The 15366-nt window shown below is 39.8% G+C and carries 16 protein-coding genes; all 16 read left to right on the top strand.

Annotation, left to right across the window (positions count from 1 at the left end; all coding sequences use genetic code 11):
* The 16 genes from ABIB30_RS24025 (at position 1) to ABIB30_RS23950 (ending at position 15365) form a co-directional block, all read left to right on the top strand.
* Entirely contained in the window at positions 1-1215 is a 1215-nt protein-coding gene (locus tag ABIB30_RS24025) for an NADH-quinone oxidoreductase subunit D (protein ID WP_111635042.1), read from the top strand.
* Positions 1208-1720, top strand: coding sequence for an NADH-quinone oxidoreductase subunit NuoE family protein (locus ABIB30_RS24020; protein ID WP_068405171.1), 513 nt, complete (start codon positions 1208-1210; stop codon positions 1718-1720). The genes ABIB30_RS24025 and ABIB30_RS24020 overlap by 8 nt, the downstream gene beginning before the upstream one ends.
* Complete coding sequence (gene nuoF / locus ABIB30_RS24015) at positions 1720-3087, top strand: NADH-quinone oxidoreductase subunit NuoF (protein ID WP_354305583.1); 1368 nt, start codon at positions 1720-1722, stop codon at positions 3085-3087. Before ABIB30_RS24020 ends, nuoF begins: the two co-directional genes overlap by 1 nt.
* A gap of 61 nt (positions 3088-3148) precedes the next feature.
* Complete coding sequence (locus tag ABIB30_RS24010; RefSeq protein WP_068405175.1) at positions 3149-4153, top strand: NADH-quinone oxidoreductase subunit G; 1005 nt, start codon at positions 3149-3151, stop codon at positions 4151-4153.
* Positions 4153-5193, top strand: a complete 1041-nt coding sequence (gene nuoH / locus ABIB30_RS24005) for an NADH-quinone oxidoreductase subunit NuoH (RefSeq protein ID WP_068405177.1) — start codon at positions 4153-4155, stop codon at positions 5191-5193. Before ABIB30_RS24010 ends, nuoH begins: the two co-directional genes overlap by 1 nt.
* Positions 5194-5226: 33 nt before the next feature.
* Positions 5227-5727, top strand: coding sequence for a NuoI/complex I 23 kDa subunit family protein (locus ABIB30_RS24000; RefSeq protein ID WP_111635046.1), 501 nt, complete (start codon positions 5227-5229; stop codon positions 5725-5727).
* Between the two features lie 80 nt (positions 5728-5807).
* Complete coding sequence (locus tag ABIB30_RS23995; protein WP_183868344.1) at positions 5808-6305, top strand: NADH-quinone oxidoreductase subunit J family protein; 498 nt, start codon at positions 5808-5810, stop codon at positions 6303-6305.
* Positions 6305-6634 carry an NADH-quinone oxidoreductase subunit NuoK gene (gene nuoK, locus ABIB30_RS23990; RefSeq protein ID WP_041883890.1) on the top strand — a complete coding sequence of 110 codons (330 nt, stop codon included), beginning with the start codon at positions 6305-6307 and terminating at the stop codon, positions 6632-6634. The genes ABIB30_RS23995 and nuoK overlap by 1 nt, the downstream gene beginning before the upstream one ends.
* 21 nt (positions 6635-6655) lie before the next feature.
* Positions 6656-8548 (top strand): NADH-quinone oxidoreductase subunit L, encoded by a 1893-nt coding sequence (gene nuoL, locus ABIB30_RS23985; RefSeq protein WP_354305582.1) that lies wholly within the window; start codon positions 6656-6658, stop codon positions 8546-8548.
* A 21-nt stretch (positions 8549-8569) separates the two neighbouring features.
* Complete coding sequence (locus ABIB30_RS23980; protein WP_354305581.1) at positions 8570-10036, top strand: complex I subunit 4 family protein; 1467 nt, start codon at positions 8570-8572, stop codon at positions 10034-10036.
* 4 nt (positions 10037-10040) lie between these two features.
* Positions 10041-11414, top strand: coding sequence for an NADH-quinone oxidoreductase subunit N (locus ABIB30_RS23975; RefSeq protein WP_354305580.1), 1374 nt, complete (start codon positions 10041-10043; stop codon positions 11412-11414).
* Between the two features lie 44 nt (positions 11415-11458).
* Complete coding sequence (locus ABIB30_RS23970) at positions 11459-12103, top strand: DedA family protein (RefSeq protein WP_354305579.1); 645 nt, start codon at positions 11459-11461, stop codon at positions 12101-12103.
* Positions 12104-12116: 13 nt separating this feature from the next.
* Positions 12117-12668 carry an inorganic diphosphatase gene (locus ABIB30_RS23965; RefSeq protein WP_183868339.1) on the top strand — a complete coding sequence of 184 codons (552 nt, stop codon included), beginning with the start codon at positions 12117-12119 and terminating at the stop codon, positions 12666-12668.
* Positions 12668-13993 carry a hemolysin family protein gene (locus tag ABIB30_RS23960; protein WP_354305578.1) on the top strand — a complete coding sequence of 442 codons (1326 nt, stop codon included), beginning with the start codon at positions 12668-12670 and terminating at the stop codon, positions 13991-13993. Before ABIB30_RS23965 ends, ABIB30_RS23960 begins: the two co-directional genes overlap by 1 nt.
* An 11-nt stretch (positions 13994-14004) precedes the next feature.
* The gene (locus ABIB30_RS23955; RefSeq protein ID WP_354305577.1) at positions 14005-14709 is read left to right on the top strand and encodes a 16S rRNA (uracil(1498)-N(3))-methyltransferase; all 705 of its coding nucleotides are present in this window, start codon (positions 14005-14007) and stop codon (positions 14707-14709) included.
* Positions 14706-15365 carry a DUF4159 domain-containing protein gene (locus tag ABIB30_RS23950; protein WP_354305576.1) on the top strand — a complete coding sequence of 220 codons (660 nt, stop codon included), beginning with the start codon at positions 14706-14708 and terminating at the stop codon, positions 15363-15365. The genes ABIB30_RS23955 and ABIB30_RS23950 overlap by 4 nt, the downstream gene beginning before the upstream one ends.
* The last annotated feature ends 1 nt before the right edge of the window (position 15366 follow it).

Here is a 15366-nt window from a genome sequence, read left to right as displayed (position 1 = left end):
ATGAATCACAATCAACCAGTATATACAGACAACGATCCTCAGAATGAGCTGGTCACCTTAAACTTAGGTCCGACTCACCCTGCAACACACGGTGTTTTTCAAAACGTACTTCAGTTAGACGGAGAACGTATTGTGAGCGGAGTTTCTACCATCGGGTATATTCACCGCGCCTTTGAAAAGATTGCTGAACACAGGCCATTCTATCAGATTACACCCCTGACTGACAGATTAAACTACTGCTCATCACCTATTAACAATATGGGATGGCACATGACAGTAGAGAAACTGTTAAATATAAAAGTACCTAAACGTGTTGATTATCTTAGGATTATCGTCATGGAACTGGCGCGTATTTCAGATCATATTATCTGTAATACGATTATCGCACAGGATACCGGTGCAACAACCACCTTCTTATATCTTTTCCAGTTCAGAGAGCATATTTATGAAATCTATGAAGAGATATGTGGCGCGCGTTTAACGACAAATATTGGCCGTATAGGTGGTTTTGAGAGAGATTTCAACGACATCGCCTTTGCTAAAATCAATAAATTCTTAAAAGAATTCCCTGTTGCTTTAAGGGAATTTGAAAGCCTGCTTAACCGTAACCGTATCTTTATTGACCGTACTGCAGGTGTTGCCTGTGTTACGCCAGAACAAGCTTTGGATTACAGCTGGAGCGGTCCTTTGTTACGTGCAACTGGTGTAGACTATGATGTACGCGTAAGTGAGCCTTACTGCTCTTATGATGAGTTCGATTTCGAAGTTCCTGTAGGCACAAGCGGTGATATTTACGATCGTTATTTAGTACGTAACGAGGAAATGTGGCAGAGTGTAAGTTTGATTGAACAAGCACTTGAGAAACTTAAACACGAACCTGCAGGAATTTTCCATGCAGATGTGCCTGATTTCTATTTACCTGCTAAAGAAGAAGTATACAACAATATGGAGGCCTTGATTTACCATTTCAAAATTGTAATGGGAGAGATTGATGCACCCAAAGCAGAAGTATATCATGCTGTTGAAGGCGGAAACGGAGAACTTGGATTTTATCTGATCAACGACGGTGGAAGAACACCTTACCGTCTGCACTTCAGAAGACCTAGTTTTATCAATTATTCCATGTATGCGAAGATGAGTGAAGGAATGTTACTGTCTGATGCCATTATCAACATGAGTAGTATGAATATTATTGCCGGAGAATTAGATGCTTAAAGTAGAAGAACAACAACCAGTAGAGTTTTCATCAGCTTTGATTGCAAAGTGTGATGAAATTTCAAGTAGATATCCGCAAGGGAAACAAAAATCTGCCCTATTGCCTATACTTCACGAAGTTCAGGCAGAACTGGGTTGGTTAAGCTCCAATGCGATGGATAAAGTAGCAGCATATTTAAAAATTGAACCTATCGAAGTTTACGAGGTAGCCTCTTTTTACAGTATGTACTTCTTACAGCCAAAGGGTAAATATGTTTTAGAAGTTTGCCGCACCGGGCCTTGCTGCCTGGTAGGAGCGGAAAAACTGATGGAGCATATGGAACAGACTCTTGGAGTGAAAGAAGGAGAGGTGACAGCGGATGGTTTATTCAGCTGGAGAGGTGTTGAATGTCTTGCAGCCTGTGGTTACGGCCCGGTTCTGCAAATAGGCCCTGAATACACTTTTTATGAAAACCTCGACAATCAAAAGGTAGACACATTGATAGAAGAATTACGCAAAAAATAATGGCCCGTAAACTCTTATTAGAACATATAAACGTACCAGGCATCAATACACTTGATGTTTACCGCCAAAAAGGCGGGTACCGTGCTGTGGAGAAAGCTTTGAAAACTCTGACCCCTGATGAAGTGGTTGAAGAGGTTAAAAAGTCTGGCTTACGCGGACGTGGCGGTGCAGGTTTCCCTACAGGAATGAAGTGGAGCTTTCTGGCAAAACCAGAGGGTGTTGCCCGCTACCTGGTATGTAATGCTGACGAATCAGAGCCGGGTACTTTTAAAGACCGCTATCTGATGACCTACATTCCTCATGCTTTAATTGAAGGAATGATTGTGTCAAGTTTTGCATTAGGGGCGAATACATCTTATATCTACGTACGTGGGGAGATGATGCCGCAAATCAGGATTCTGGAAAGAGCAATCGCAGAAGCAAAAGCTGCTGGTTTTTTAGGAAAAAACATTTTAGGGTCGGGTTATGATCTGGAGATTTATGTTCAGCCGGGTGGCGGAGCTTATATCTGTGGTGAAGAAACGGCTTTATTGGAATCACTGGAAGGTAAAAGGGGTAATCCAAGGATTAAACCGCCATTCCCGGCTATTGCTGGTTTATATGGCTGCCCAACGGTAGTGAACAACGTAGAATCTATTGCCGCAGTCGTGCCTATCATTAACGATGGTGGTGATGAATATATGAAAATCGGTATTGGACGCAGTACCGGAACGAAACTGATCTCTGCTTCGGGTAATCTGGTTAGGCCAGGTGTCTATGAAATAGAATTAGGTCTTCCGGTAGAAGAGTTCATTTATTCTGATGAATATTGTGGTGGTATTGCCAATGGCAAAAAATTGAAGGCTACTGTAGCCGGAGGTTCTTCTGTTCCAGTACTACCTGCTAACCTGACGCTTAAGTTAGCGAATGGTGAACCACGTTTAATGAGTTACGAATCGCTTTCTGAAGGTGGATTTGCTACTGGAACGATGTTAGGTTCGGGTGGTTTTATCGCTTTTGATGAAGATCAGTGTATCGTAAGAAATACCTGGAACTTTTCCCGCTTTTATCACCATGAAAGTTGTGGCCAGTGTTCGCCATGCCGTGAAGGTACTGGATGGATGGAAAAAGTATTGCACAGACTGGAGCATGGACTTGGTAAGATGAGTGATATTGACTTATTGGTTGATGTGTCTAAAAAGATTGAAGGAAATACAATTTGTCCTTTAGGAGATGCTGCTGCATGGCCTGTCGCAAGTGCAATCAGACATTTCAGGGATGAGTTTGAATGGCATGTGAAAGAGCCTATAAAAAGTCTTCAGGGAAATTATGGTATCGCTAATTATGCAGTACCGATTCCCAAAGCAGAAGTAAAACAGGAAAATTAACTGTCAGACCTGGGTTTTTTAATTGAGAAACACAGGAACGATAAAAGAATATCATTTAACAATGAGTGAAAAAGTTAAGGTAACCATAGACGGGATAACCGTCGAAGTAGAGCCCGGTACAACAATCCTGAATGCTGCAAGGCAAATAGGAGGGGACATTGTGCCTCCTGCTATGTGCTACTATTCCAAATTGGAAGGTAGCGGAGGTAAGTGCCGTACTTGTATCGTAAAAGTAAGCAAGGGATCTGAAAAAGACCCAAGACCGATGCCTAAGCTGGTTGCTTCGTGCCGTACTACAGTAATGGACGGAATGGAAGTGCAGAATATTACTTCTCCTGAAGTAATTGAAGCCAGAAGTGGTGTGGTAGAAATGCTGTTGATTAATCACCCGCTTGATTGTCCTGTATGTGACCAGGCTGGAGAATGTGATTTGCAGAATCTGGGTTATGAACACGGTTTACAGAAAACACGTTATGAATTTGAGCGCCGTACTTTTGAGCGTATCGATATAGGAGATAAGATCCAGTTACATATGAACAGGTGCATTTTATGCTACCGTTGTGTGTTTACAGCAGATCAGATCACGAATAAACGTGTTCATGGTATCTTAAACAGAGGTGATCATTCAGAAATTTCTACTTATATCCAGACTGCTGTTGATAACGACTTCTCCGGAAACGTAATTGATGTATGTCCGGTTGGAGCTTTAACTGATAAAACTTTCCGTTTCAAAAACAGGGTTTGGTTTACAAAACCTGTAGATGCACATAGAGATTGCCCTACTTGTAGTGGTAAAGTGACTTTATGGTACAAAGGGGAAGATGTTTTAAGGGTAACTGCCCGTAAAGACATTTATGGTGAAGTGGAAGAATTCATTTGTAATACCTGCCGCTTTGATAAAAAGAAAACTGCAGACTGGACTATTGAGCATCCTACGCATATCAGTGATACTTCCGTAATCTCTTCTAACCATTACGAAACGATGATCCCGTTACCTGTAATTCAGGAAGATCTTCGTTTGCAGGAAGCTAATAAAGTTGAACTGGAAAAAACCGCTAAATTCTAATGGATATCTCATTCGTCATAGAAAAATTTATACTGGTCGCTATCATTTTTGGTATAAGTTTAGTTATCGCTATGTATTCTACATATGCGGAAAGAAAAGTTGCTGCTTTCTTGCAGGATAGGCTTGGACCAGACCGTGCAGGCCCTTTCGGGATCTTGCAGCCCTTGGCAGACGGACTGAAAATGTTCATGAAGGAAGAAATTATTCCTACGCATGCAAACAAGTGGTTGTTTATGGTTGGGCCGGGTTTAGCGATGCTGACCGCCTGTATCGGAACTGCTGTTATTCCATGGGGAAGCCCGATTACTACGGCTGCCGGAAGGGTTATTCCTTTACAGGTTACTGATATTAACGTAGGTGTTCTATATATTTTTGGGGTAGTTTCTCTAAGTGTATATGGCGTGATGATCGGGGGCTGGGCTTCTAACAATAAATACTCTCTTTTAAGTGCTATTCGTGCGGCTTCGCAGAATATCAGTTATGAGGTTGCAATGGGGCTTTCTATTATCGCCTTATTATTGGTGACCAATACGATGAGTTTGAAAGAAATCGTGGATATGCAGCACGGATGGCGCTGGAATGTGCTTTATCAGCCATTAGGCTTCCTGCTATTTATCATTTGCGCATTCGCTGAAACCAACAGGGCACCATTCGATTTACCGGAGTGTGAAACTGAATTAATCGGTGGATACCATACAGAGTATTCTTCGATGAAATTAGGTTTTTATCTTTTTGCAGAATATATCAATATGTTTGTGTCTTCGGCGGTAATGGCTACTTTATACTTCGGAGGTTACAATTATCCGGGTATGGACTGGGTACTGACGCAAGTTGGTCCTGTGATCGCACCATTAATCGGGACAGCCGTATTGTTCGCTAAAATATTTGCCTTCATATTTTTCTTTATGTGGGTAAGATGGACAATTCCTCGTTTCCGTTATGATCAGCTAATGCATTTGGGCTGGAAAGTACTGATCCCAATTGCCATAGCGAACGTAATTATCACAGGTATTGTGATTGCAATAGTAGAAAAGTTTTAACTATCCGCTCAGCGGAATATAAAAGGAGGTTTAATGGAACCATTAACCAGTAAAAAGAAAATATTAATACAAAAGCCACTTAATTTTGCGGAGCGGATGTATCTGCCTGCATTAGGAAAGGGACTGGCTATCACGATCAGCCACTTCTTCAAAAAAGAAGCAACGATCAGGTATCCTGAAGTTCAGCGTGAAATGTCTATCAACTGGAGAGGGATGCATTCCCTTAAAAGAGATGAAGACGGAAAGGAACGTTGTACTGCTTGTGGATTATGTGCATTATCATGCCCTGCAGAAGCGATCACTATGATTGCTGCTGAGCGTAAACCAGAAGAAAAGGACTTGTATAGAGAAGAGAAATATGCGGCTGTATATGAAATCAATATGCTGCGCTGCATTTTCTGTGGTTTATGTGAAGAGGCTTGTCCAAAAGAAGCAATTTACCTGGATGGCCCGATCGTTCCTTCAGATTATTTACGTAAAGACTTTATTTACGGTAAAGATAAGCTGGTAGAAGAGCCTTTGGTAAAGAAATAATGAAATTGAAGCGGGTAACTGCTTCTTGATATAAACAGTTTATACATTTGCCGTTTACGGCTTTAAAACAAAAATAATAAATGGGTACATCAGTATTCTATTTGGTCGCTTTTTTAAGTATTTTCTTTTCACTGATGGTGATTTTCGCAAAGAACCCGGTGCATAGTGTACTTTATCTGATCGTAACGTTTTTTACGTTCACAGTCCATTACATTTTGCTTAATGCGCAGTTTCTGGCAGTGGTAAACTTTATTGTGTACATGGGGGCAATTATGGTACTCTTCCTGTTTGTCCTGATGCTGCTCAATCTCAATAAAGAGAATGAACCGCTGAAGTCTGGTTTAGTAAAGGTTGTAGGTATCGTTGCCGGATGTTGTCTGGTTGTGACACTGATTGGCTCTTTAAAGGCCACAGCTGTATCTGATCCATTGGTATTGCAGAATCCAAACTTAGGTCTGGTTAAGAACCTGGGTAAAGAATTGTTCGGTCCATTTATGCTGCCTTTCGAGTTGTCTTCAATTCTATTGCTTACAGCTATGGTGGGTGCCGTATTATTAACTAAAAAAGAAAAAGTATAGTGAATAATCTTACTCAAACCTTACAGGGTGTACCGCTTAATCATTATATATGGTTAAGTGCTATTATTTTCACCATCGGTGTAATAGGCGTACTGACCCGCAGAAATGCTATCGTAATTTTTATGTCGGTAGAATTGATGCTGAATGCTGTTAATTTATTACTTACTGCTTTCTCTGTACATAGCAACGATCCTTCGGGGCAGGTGTTTGTATTTTTCATCATGGCTTTGGCAGCGGCCGAAGTAGCAGTGGGCTTAAGTATTATTGTAATGGTTTACAGAAATACGCAGTCTACAGATATTAATGTATTGAATCGCCTTAAGTGGTAATTATTAAGAATAAATTATAAAATGATAAATTTAGTTTGGCTGGTTCCGTTAATTCCTCTTTTAGGCTTTATCATCAACGGTCTTGGGAGAAATACATTATCCAAAAACCTGATCGGTTTTATTGGGAGTAGCGTGATATTCATATCTTTTGTGATTAGTATCGGCATCTTTTTAGCTTTAGGCAATGATGCTGTGAAATCGCATGAGATTTTCTTATTTGACTGGATCAGTGCTGGGTCATTAAAAATTCCGGTTTCCTTCCTGGTAGATCCATTGAGTTCAATCATGTTACTGATCATTACCGGAATTGGTTTCCTGATTCATGTATACTCGATCGGATATATGCATGATGATGAAGGATTCGGTAAATTCTTCAGCTATTTAAACTTGTTTATCTTTTTCATGTTGTTGCTGGTTCTTGGATCAAACTATATCGTGATGTTTATCGGATGGGAGGGTGTTGGTTTGTGCTCTTACTTACTGATCGGCTTCTGGTTTACCAACAGCAGTTATGCAACAGCAGCAAAGAAAGCCTTCGTGATGAACCGTATTGGTGATTTAGGCTTTTTAATCGCGGTATTCCTGATCTTCACTACATTCGGTAGTGTAGAGTTCTCTAAAATATTCCCGCTGGCGGGTAATATGGTGCCTGGCAATTCTACCATTGCATTAATTGCTTTGTTATTATTTGTAGGTGCCTGTGGTAAATCTGCACAGATTCCGTTGTTTACCTGGTTACCGGATGCGATGGCTGGTCCAACACCGGTTTCTGCCCTGATTCACGCGGCAACGATGGTAACTGCTGGTATCTATATGATTGCACGTTCAAATGTCTTGTTTGACCTGGCTCCGGTAGTACAGCACTTAATTGCAATTATTGGTTTGACAACAGCTGTTATGGGTGCATTGGTTGCCCTGACGCAAACAGATATTAAAAAAGTACTGGCTTATTCTACGGTATCTCAATTGGGATATATGTTCTTAGGATTAGGAGTTGGTGCTTATAACGGTTCTTTCTTCCACGTAATTACACATGCTTTCTTTAAAGCATTATTGTTCTTATGTGCAGGATCGGTGATCCATGCGATGCACCATGAGCAGGATATGAGACATATGGGTGGTTTGCGTAAAAAACTTCCGGTTACTTTCTTAACCATGCTGATTGGTACGATTGCGATTTCAGGTTTACCTCCGTTCTCAGGTTTCTTCTCGAAAGACGAGATCCTTTCTCATGTATACGAGTATAACAAAGTAATGTGGGCAATTGGTGTATTTACTGCCTTTTTAACTGCATTTTATATGTTCAGAATGTTGTTCCTTACTTTTTTCGGTAAATACAGAGGAACGCACCATGCTGAAGAAAAAATTCATGAGTCTCCAAAAAGTATGACTATCCCATTAATCGTTCTTGCCGTGCTTTCAGCAATCGGTGGTGCAATTGGTGTTCCGGAGTCATTGGGAGGTTCACATTGGTTGTCACATTGGCTTGCGCCGGTTATCCAGCATCATGGAGAAGCACCGGATCATGCTACTGAATATATTTTAATGGCTGTTTCGGTTGTAGGTGTGTTGATTTCTATCGCATTTGCTTATAGCAAATACGTGAAACAAAATCATGTTCCTGTGGCAGACGAAGGACAACGTTCCGCACTGGCTAAACTGTCTTATCATAAATTCTATGTAGATGAAATTTATGATACTTTAATCAGAAAACCTCTGGATGCTATTTCAGTATTCTTTTATAAGGTATTTGATAAAAAGATTATTGACGGTATTGTCAATGGTTTAGGATGGAGCACATCGGAAGCGAGTAAAGGAGTAAGATTACTGCAATCTGGTAATGTTGGCTTCTATATTTTTATGATGGTGGTTGGAATCATCTCGTTGTTATTGTATACTTATTTATCTCTATAAAAGATCGTCCAAGAAAACATAATGGAACAACTTTTAATACTTCTAATATTTCTGCCAGTAGTTGGTGCACTGGTTACAGCATTTACCGGCAATGCCGCTAAACATGTAGCCCTGGTTTTCGCTGTTGCTTCATTGGCATTAACAGCTGTTGTTGCCGGACAGTTTATCCCGGATGCAAGTACACAATTTGTCGTTAACCTGCCCTGGATACAGGATCTTGGAATTCATTTCCATGCAGGTATCGACGGGATCAGCTTAATCACAGTATTGCTGACCAATGTACTGGTACCAATTATTATCCTGGCCAGTTATCAGCATAACTATAAATCACCAGCTGGTTTCTTTGCTTTAATCTTATTTATGCAGGCAGGTTTACTGGTTGTATTTACAGCAATGGATGCTTTCTTATTCTATATCGGATGGGAAGCAGCATTAATTCCAATTTATTTTATCTGTGCAATATGGGGAGGTAAAGACCGCATTAAAGTAAACATGAAATTCTTTGTATACACGATTGCTGGTTCTTTATTCATGTTATTAGGTATTATTTATCTGTACTTACAGAATCCTGCACACAACTTTGATATACAAGCATTCTACCAGCTTCATTTAGATCCTGTTCAGCAGGGGTGGATATTCTGGTCGTTCTTTATTGCTTTTGCGATTAAAATGCCAATTTTCCCTTTCCATACCTGGCAGCCGGATACCTATACTGAGGCACCGGCAGCAGGTACGATGTTACTTTCGGGGATCATGCTGAAAATGGGTATTTATGGTGTAATCAGATGGTTATTGCCAATCGTACCAGCAGGTGTACAAGAATGGGGCAATACTGCGATCATTCTGTCTATCATCGGAATCGTATATGCTTCTTTAATTGCTTTCAAACAGAAAGATGCGAAAAGACTAATTGCTTATTCATCTATTGCCCACGTAGGGTTGATCTCTGCAGGTATCTTCGCTTTAAATACGCAGGGTATGCAAGGTGCAATGATCCAGATGTTAAGTCACGGTGTGAACGTGATCGGGTTATTCTTTGTCCTGGACATTATTTTCTCCAGAGTAAAAACAAATACAATTGCTGAGTTGGGTGGTATTGCGAAATCAGCACCAAAACTGGCGATTGCATTCCTGATCATTGTATTGGGAACGGTAGCTTTACCAGGAACCAACGGTTTCATCGGAGAGTTTTTATTGCTGATCGGTATTTACCAGTACAATATCTGGGCTGTCGTATTTGCCGGTCTGACAGTTATTTTTGGTGCGGTATATATGTTCCGCCTGTATCAGAACATCATGTTGGGCAAAACCAATGAATTAACACTTGGATTTGCAGACATTAAAGGAACAGAACAAATTGTATTGGTTATAATTTGTGCGTTGATTATCGTATTGGGAGTATATCCTAAGCCAATTCTGCATTTGTCAGAAGCTTCGGTACAACAATTATTAGAACAGGTAAATCAAAAATTAACATCGGTAAAATAAGGAAATGAATATCATTATAACAATTGTTGTTACAGCTTTAGCGGTGCTTTATGCAGGTTTATTCAAAGCGAAGAAAGCTTTGTTACCACTAACTCTTGTGGGGTTATTGATCTCTCTGGCCTTTGCAGTTACCGCATGGAATTCTAATACGGTGTATTATGGAATGATGGAGATGGATAATTTTGCCATCGCTTTTTCCTCTCTTACTATTTTAGGGACAATTTTCATCTTTTTACTGACGCAGAATTACTTTGCGAAGGACAGTGAAAATGTGGCAGAATATTATACTTTGATCTTATTCGCGCTTGCGGGTATCGTGATCATGGTATCTTATACGAATATGTCCATGTTATTTATTGGAATAGAAATTATGTCAGTGGCTTTATATATCCTCGCGGGTATCCGGAAGAGCAATTTTGCTTCCAATGAGGCTTCTTTAAAATACTTCCTGATGGGTGCCTTTTCTACAGGTTTCCTTTTGTTCGGGATTACTTTAGTTTATGGTGCTACAGGCTCATTCAGCCTGCATGCAATCAATCAGTACCTGATCGGAAACTACCAGGCAGTATCTCCATTGTTTTATCCTGGGGTAATCCTGATCATGGTAGGCCTATGTTTTAAAATCGGTGCTGCACCTTTCCACTTCTGGACTCCGGATGTGTATGAAGGGGCACCTTCTCTGATTACTGCTTTCATGTCTACTGTAGTAAAAACTGCTGGTTTTGCAGCCTTCCTGCGTCTTTTCGCTGGTACTTTTGCTCCGCTTCATGATTTCTGGATGCCACCATTGATGGCTATCGTATGCATTACCTTATTTATCGGTAACGTGACAGCCCTTTTCCAAAAGAACTTCAAAAGGATGCTTGCTTATTCAAGTATCTCTCATGCAGGTTACCTGTTATTCTCTTTAGTTACTTTGACTGCCAATTCGGCAAACAATGTAATGGTTTATGCAGCAGCCTATACTTTTGCCAGTATTATTGCTTTCGCTGTATTAATTTTAGTGAAACAGAAAACAGGCCATGATAATTTTGAGAGTTTCAACGGATTGGGAAAACGCAATCCTTTAGTGGCACTGGCATTGACTATTGCGATGCTTTCTCTTGCAGGTATACCGCTTACTGCTGGTTTTATAGGAAAATACCTGATGTTTTTAAATGTGATGAATGAATACCAGGTTTACCTGGTTGCATTTGCGATTTTAAATGCGCTTGTAGGCTTTTATTATTACTTAAGGGTAATTGTTGCCATGTACTTTAAAGAGGGCTCTGAGGTTGTGTTAGAAACGCCGGTTCAATACAAAGTGGTTTTAATTTTATCAGTAATCATCACAATATTCTTAGGAGTTTATCCAACTATAATATTAAATCTGATATAGGCATTTCTCAGGAAATTATTTGTAATTTTACGATTACTTGAACTATGCACGATTTCTGGACCTCCGTACATCACTTTATTGATCCTGAGAAATTACTTAAAGAAGGTGGCTTTTACGTCCTGATATTCGTAATTTTTGCTGAGACAGGATTATTTTTTGGATTTTTCTTACCTGGGGATTACTTACTGTTTCTTGCCGGGATGTTCGTGGCGACGGGTAAACTTGACGTAAATATTTACGTGCTTATCTTTGGTCTGATTGTATCGGCTGTTTCAGGTAATTTTACTGGTTATTGGTTCGGAAAGAAAACAGGGCCTGTTTTATACGATCGTAAAGACACTTTTTTCTTCAAAAAACGCTATCTTAAAGCTGCAGAAGCTTACTATCACAAACAAGGTGCTTTTGCTTTAATTATGGGACGATTTGTTCCCATTGTCAGGACTTTTGCGCCAATCATTGCCGGAGTTGTCAGACTGGATTTTAAGAGGTTCGCACTATATAATATTTGTGGTGCTTTTTTATGGATAACATCTTTAACTTTGCTGGGCTATTTTCTTGGCAAGAAATTTGAAAAGGAAATCAACGCTTACCTGCTTTATATTATTGTAGGTTTTATGGTTATAACTACTATCCCGCTGCTCTATACTTTTTTGAAGAAGCGGGTACATACAAACGAAGAGAATAAATAACAACATTAAAAAAATGCAAATAGACACAAAACATCCCTGGCACAGTGTTTCTCCAGGTGCTAATTTACCAGAATCGGTAAATGCTATTATTGAAATTCCTAAAGGATCAAAAGCTAAATACGAAATAGATAAAGACTCTCATTTGATTAAATTGGATCGTGTCCTGTTTTCTTCTGTCATGTATCCTGCAAACTATGGTTTTATTCCTCAGACTTACTGTGATGACAATGACCCATTAGATATCCTTGTTTTGTGTTCTGTGGATGTTTACCCTTTATCTATTGTTGAGGCAAAAGTTATTGGTGTAATGCACATGGTAGATAATGGTGAGCAGGATGATAAAATCATCGCTGTAGCAAAAAATGATATGTCAGTAAACTATATCAATGACATCTCTGAATTGCCACCACACCAGATGAAAGAAATCGTAAGATTCTTCCAGGATTATAAGGCTTTAGAAGAAAAGAACGTAACTATCGAAAAGTTGATGGGCGTTACTTATGCTTATAAAGTTATTGAAGAAAGTATAGAGCTTTATAATAGTACATTTAGAAACAACTCTTAATGGGCTTTCAAATATTCTTAACCTTTTTCTTAGTCGTCTTAAACGGCTTTTTCGTTGCAGCTGAGTTTGCAATCGTTAAAGTCAGAGCGTCGCAAATAGAAATTAAGGCTAAATCTGGTAATAGAGTAGCTAATATTGCTAAATATATTACACAACATCTTGATGGGTACCTGGCTGCAACGCAGCTGGGTATTACATTAGCATCACTGGGATTAGGCTGGGTTGGAGAATCAGTAATGGAACATCTGTTACACAATCTATTAACTTCATTAAACCAGTCCCCTGCATTCATCGATTCCTTCTCGAAAACTGCTTCTCCAATTATTGCATTCAGTTTTATTACGATTATGCACATCGTATTCGGAGAGCTTGCACCAAAATCAATTGCTATTCAGCGCCCCGTAGCTACAACACTTTTTATCTCTGTTCCGTTACAGGTTTTCTATGTAGTTTTCAGACCGTTTATCTGGTTACTGAATGGGTTTGCGAATATTATTCTGAAAATTTTTGGTATTTCGACAGTTGGTGGTCACGAGGCGGTACACAGTACAGAAGAACTATATTACCTGTTAGATCAGGGAAGAGAGAGTGGCGCGCTGGATAACAACGAGCATGAACTCATCCGCAACGTTTTTGATTTCAATGAACGTGTGGTTAAAAATATTATGGTACCCAGAACCAAGATTTCGGGTATTGAACTGTCTACGCCAAAAGAGGAAGTGATTACACTAATTATCGCTGAGGGATATTCAAGGATGCCGGTATATGATGATATTATTGATAAGATTATCGGTATTATACATGCTAAGGATGTTTTGCCTTTACTGGCAGGAAATAAAGAGTGGTCATTAAAAGATATTATCAGAAAGCCTTATTTCGTTCCGGAAACGAAAAAGATCAATGATCTGTTAAGTGAGCTTCAGCAGAAACGCATTCAGATTGCCATTGTCATCGATGAATTTGGTGGTACAGCAGGTATGGTGACGCTAGAAGATATTGTAGAAGAAATTGTAGGGGAGATTCAGGATGAGTACGATGAAGAGAAGCCTACAGTAGAAAAGATTTCTGATACAGAGTTCGTGATCAATGCTTATGCAACGGTTTATGATGTGAATGAACACCTTCCACATGATCTTCCTGAAGATCTGGATTTTGATACTGTTGGTGGTCTGGTATCTCATGCTTTCGGAAAGATCCCGGACGTAGGGGATAGTGAAGAATGTTATGGCTATTTATTTACCATTCTGAAAAAGACAGAACAAAACATTGAAACGATCAAGCTTGAATTGGTGATCAGTAACAATGATCTGGTAGATAATCACTAAAATTAAATAAGATGCATGTTTTTTATACGCCGGATATTACCGCTGATTCCTATATTTTAAATGAGGAAGAAAGCAGGCATTGTATGAAAGTATTGCGCCTGGTAATCGGTGACGTCGTACACCTGATTGATGGTAAAGGCGGGCTGTATGAAGCAGAGATCATCGCTGAATCTAAAAGAAATGTAACCTTGCGTGTGTTAAAGACTACCAGGGAATATCAAAAGAGAAACCACGGCCTTCATATTGCCGTGGCTCCGACAAAAAATATAGACAGGCTGGAATGGTTCCTGGAGAAGGCAACGGAAATTGGAATTGATACCATTACCCCGCTGATCTGTGAGCGTTCGGAGCGTAAGATTGTTAAAGAAGAACGCTTGAATAAAGTGATCACTTCGGCAGTCAAGCAATCGCTGCAGGCTTATCATCCGGTATTAAATGATGCTGTTGGCTTTAAGGAGTTTATTAGTAAAAATACCGCCGACTATAAAATGATTGCACATTGTGTAGCTGGAGAACCACGCGGCTTTATCAGCCAGGTTTCCAAGCCAGGTCAGAATTATCTGATCCTGATCGGGCCGGAAGGAGATTTCACACCAAATGAAATACAGCTGGCTTTGCAAAATGACTTTAAACCATTAACTTTAGGTAATACACGTCTCAGGACAGAAACTGCTGCTTTGGCTGCATGTTTTGAGGTGAATTACTTAAATAGATGAAATTCAAGCTCCTAATCTTTTTCCCTTTACTGGTTTTATTGACAAGCAGTTTTCATACCCCTGCTTATCAGCTGGCAAGACTTAAATATAGTGGTGGTGGGGATTGGTATGGCAACAGGACCGCTTTAGGTAACCTGGCTGCGTTTTGTAATCAGAACCTGCATACTAATTTCGCTCCCGATGAAGCTGTAGCAGAAGCGGGCAGTCCTGAAATTTTTAATTATCCTTTTGTCTATATGACCGGGCATGGTAATGTAGTATTCAGTGCTCAGGAAGCGCAAAATATCCGTCGTTATCTGATAGGGGGAGGTTTTTTGCATATTGATGATAACTATGGTCTGGACAAATATGTACGGATACAGCTGAAAAAGGTATTTCCTGAGTTATCATTTATCGAATTGCCTGCTAATCACCCGATTTACAGTGAAAAATTTAAGTTTCCGAATGGTTTGCCCAAAATACATGAGCACGATGGAAAACGGGCGCAAGGTTTTGCTTTAATATGGGAAGGGAGAATAGTTTGTTATTATACCTATGAATGTGATTTAGGGAACGGCTGGGAAGACTTCGGGACTTATCCGGGAGATACAGCCGAAAAAAGAAGTAATGCGCTTAAAATGGGCGCAAATTTAGTCAGTTATGTTTTAACCCATTGAT

Source organism: Pedobacter sp. UYP1 (assembly GCF_040547305.1).
Classification (GTDB): domain Bacteria; phylum Bacteroidota; class Bacteroidia; order Sphingobacteriales; family Sphingobacteriaceae; genus Pedobacter.
Note: the sequence above shows the minus strand (reverse complement) of the source record. Positions and strands in the feature narration are given on the sequence as shown.

Bases quoted from the DNA above. Each gene is read 5' to 3' on its own strand.
- ABIB30_RS24025 (WP_111635042.1), top strand. From the start codon at position 1: ATGAATCACAATCAACCAGTATATACAGACAACGATCCTCAGAATGAG.
- ABIB30_RS24020 (WP_068405171.1), top strand. From the start codon at position 1,208: ATGCTTAAAGTAGAAGAACAACAACCAGTAGAGTTTTCATCAGCTTTG.
- nuoF (WP_354305583.1), top strand. From the start codon at position 1,720: ATGGCCCGTAAACTCTTATTAGAACATATAAACGTACCAGGCATCAAT.
- ABIB30_RS24010 (WP_068405175.1), top strand. From the start codon at position 3,149: ATGAGTGAAAAAGTTAAGGTAACCATAGACGGGATAACCGTCGAAGTA.
- nuoH (WP_068405177.1), top strand. From the start codon at position 4,153: ATGGATATCTCATTCGTCATAGAAAAATTTATACTGGTCGCTATCATT.
- ABIB30_RS24000 (WP_111635046.1), top strand. From the start codon at position 5,227: ATGGAACCATTAACCAGTAAAAAGAAAATATTAATACAAAAGCCACTT.
- ABIB30_RS23995 (WP_183868344.1), top strand. From the start codon at position 5,808: ATGGGTACATCAGTATTCTATTTGGTCGCTTTTTTAAGTATTTTCTTT.
- nuoL (WP_354305582.1), top strand. From the start codon at position 6,656: ATGATAAATTTAGTTTGGCTGGTTCCGTTAATTCCTCTTTTAGGCTTT.
- ABIB30_RS23980 (WP_354305581.1), top strand. From the start codon at position 8,570: ATGGAACAACTTTTAATACTTCTAATATTTCTGCCAGTAGTTGGTGCA.
- ABIB30_RS23975 (WP_354305580.1), top strand. From the start codon at position 10,041: ATGAATATCATTATAACAATTGTTGTTACAGCTTTAGCGGTGCTTTAT.
- ABIB30_RS23970 (WP_354305579.1), top strand. From the start codon at position 11,459: ATGCACGATTTCTGGACCTCCGTACATCACTTTATTGATCCTGAGAAA.
- ABIB30_RS23965 (WP_183868339.1), top strand. From the start codon at position 12,117: ATGCAAATAGACACAAAACATCCCTGGCACAGTGTTTCTCCAGGTGCT.
- ABIB30_RS23960 (WP_354305578.1), top strand. From the start codon at position 12,668: ATGGGCTTTCAAATATTCTTAACCTTTTTCTTAGTCGTCTTAAACGGC.
- ABIB30_RS23955 (WP_354305577.1), top strand. From the start codon at position 14,005: ATGCATGTTTTTTATACGCCGGATATTACCGCTGATTCCTATATTTTA.
- ABIB30_RS23950 (WP_354305576.1), top strand. From the start codon at position 14,706: ATGAAATTCAAGCTCCTAATCTTTTTCCCTTTACTGGTTTTATTGACA.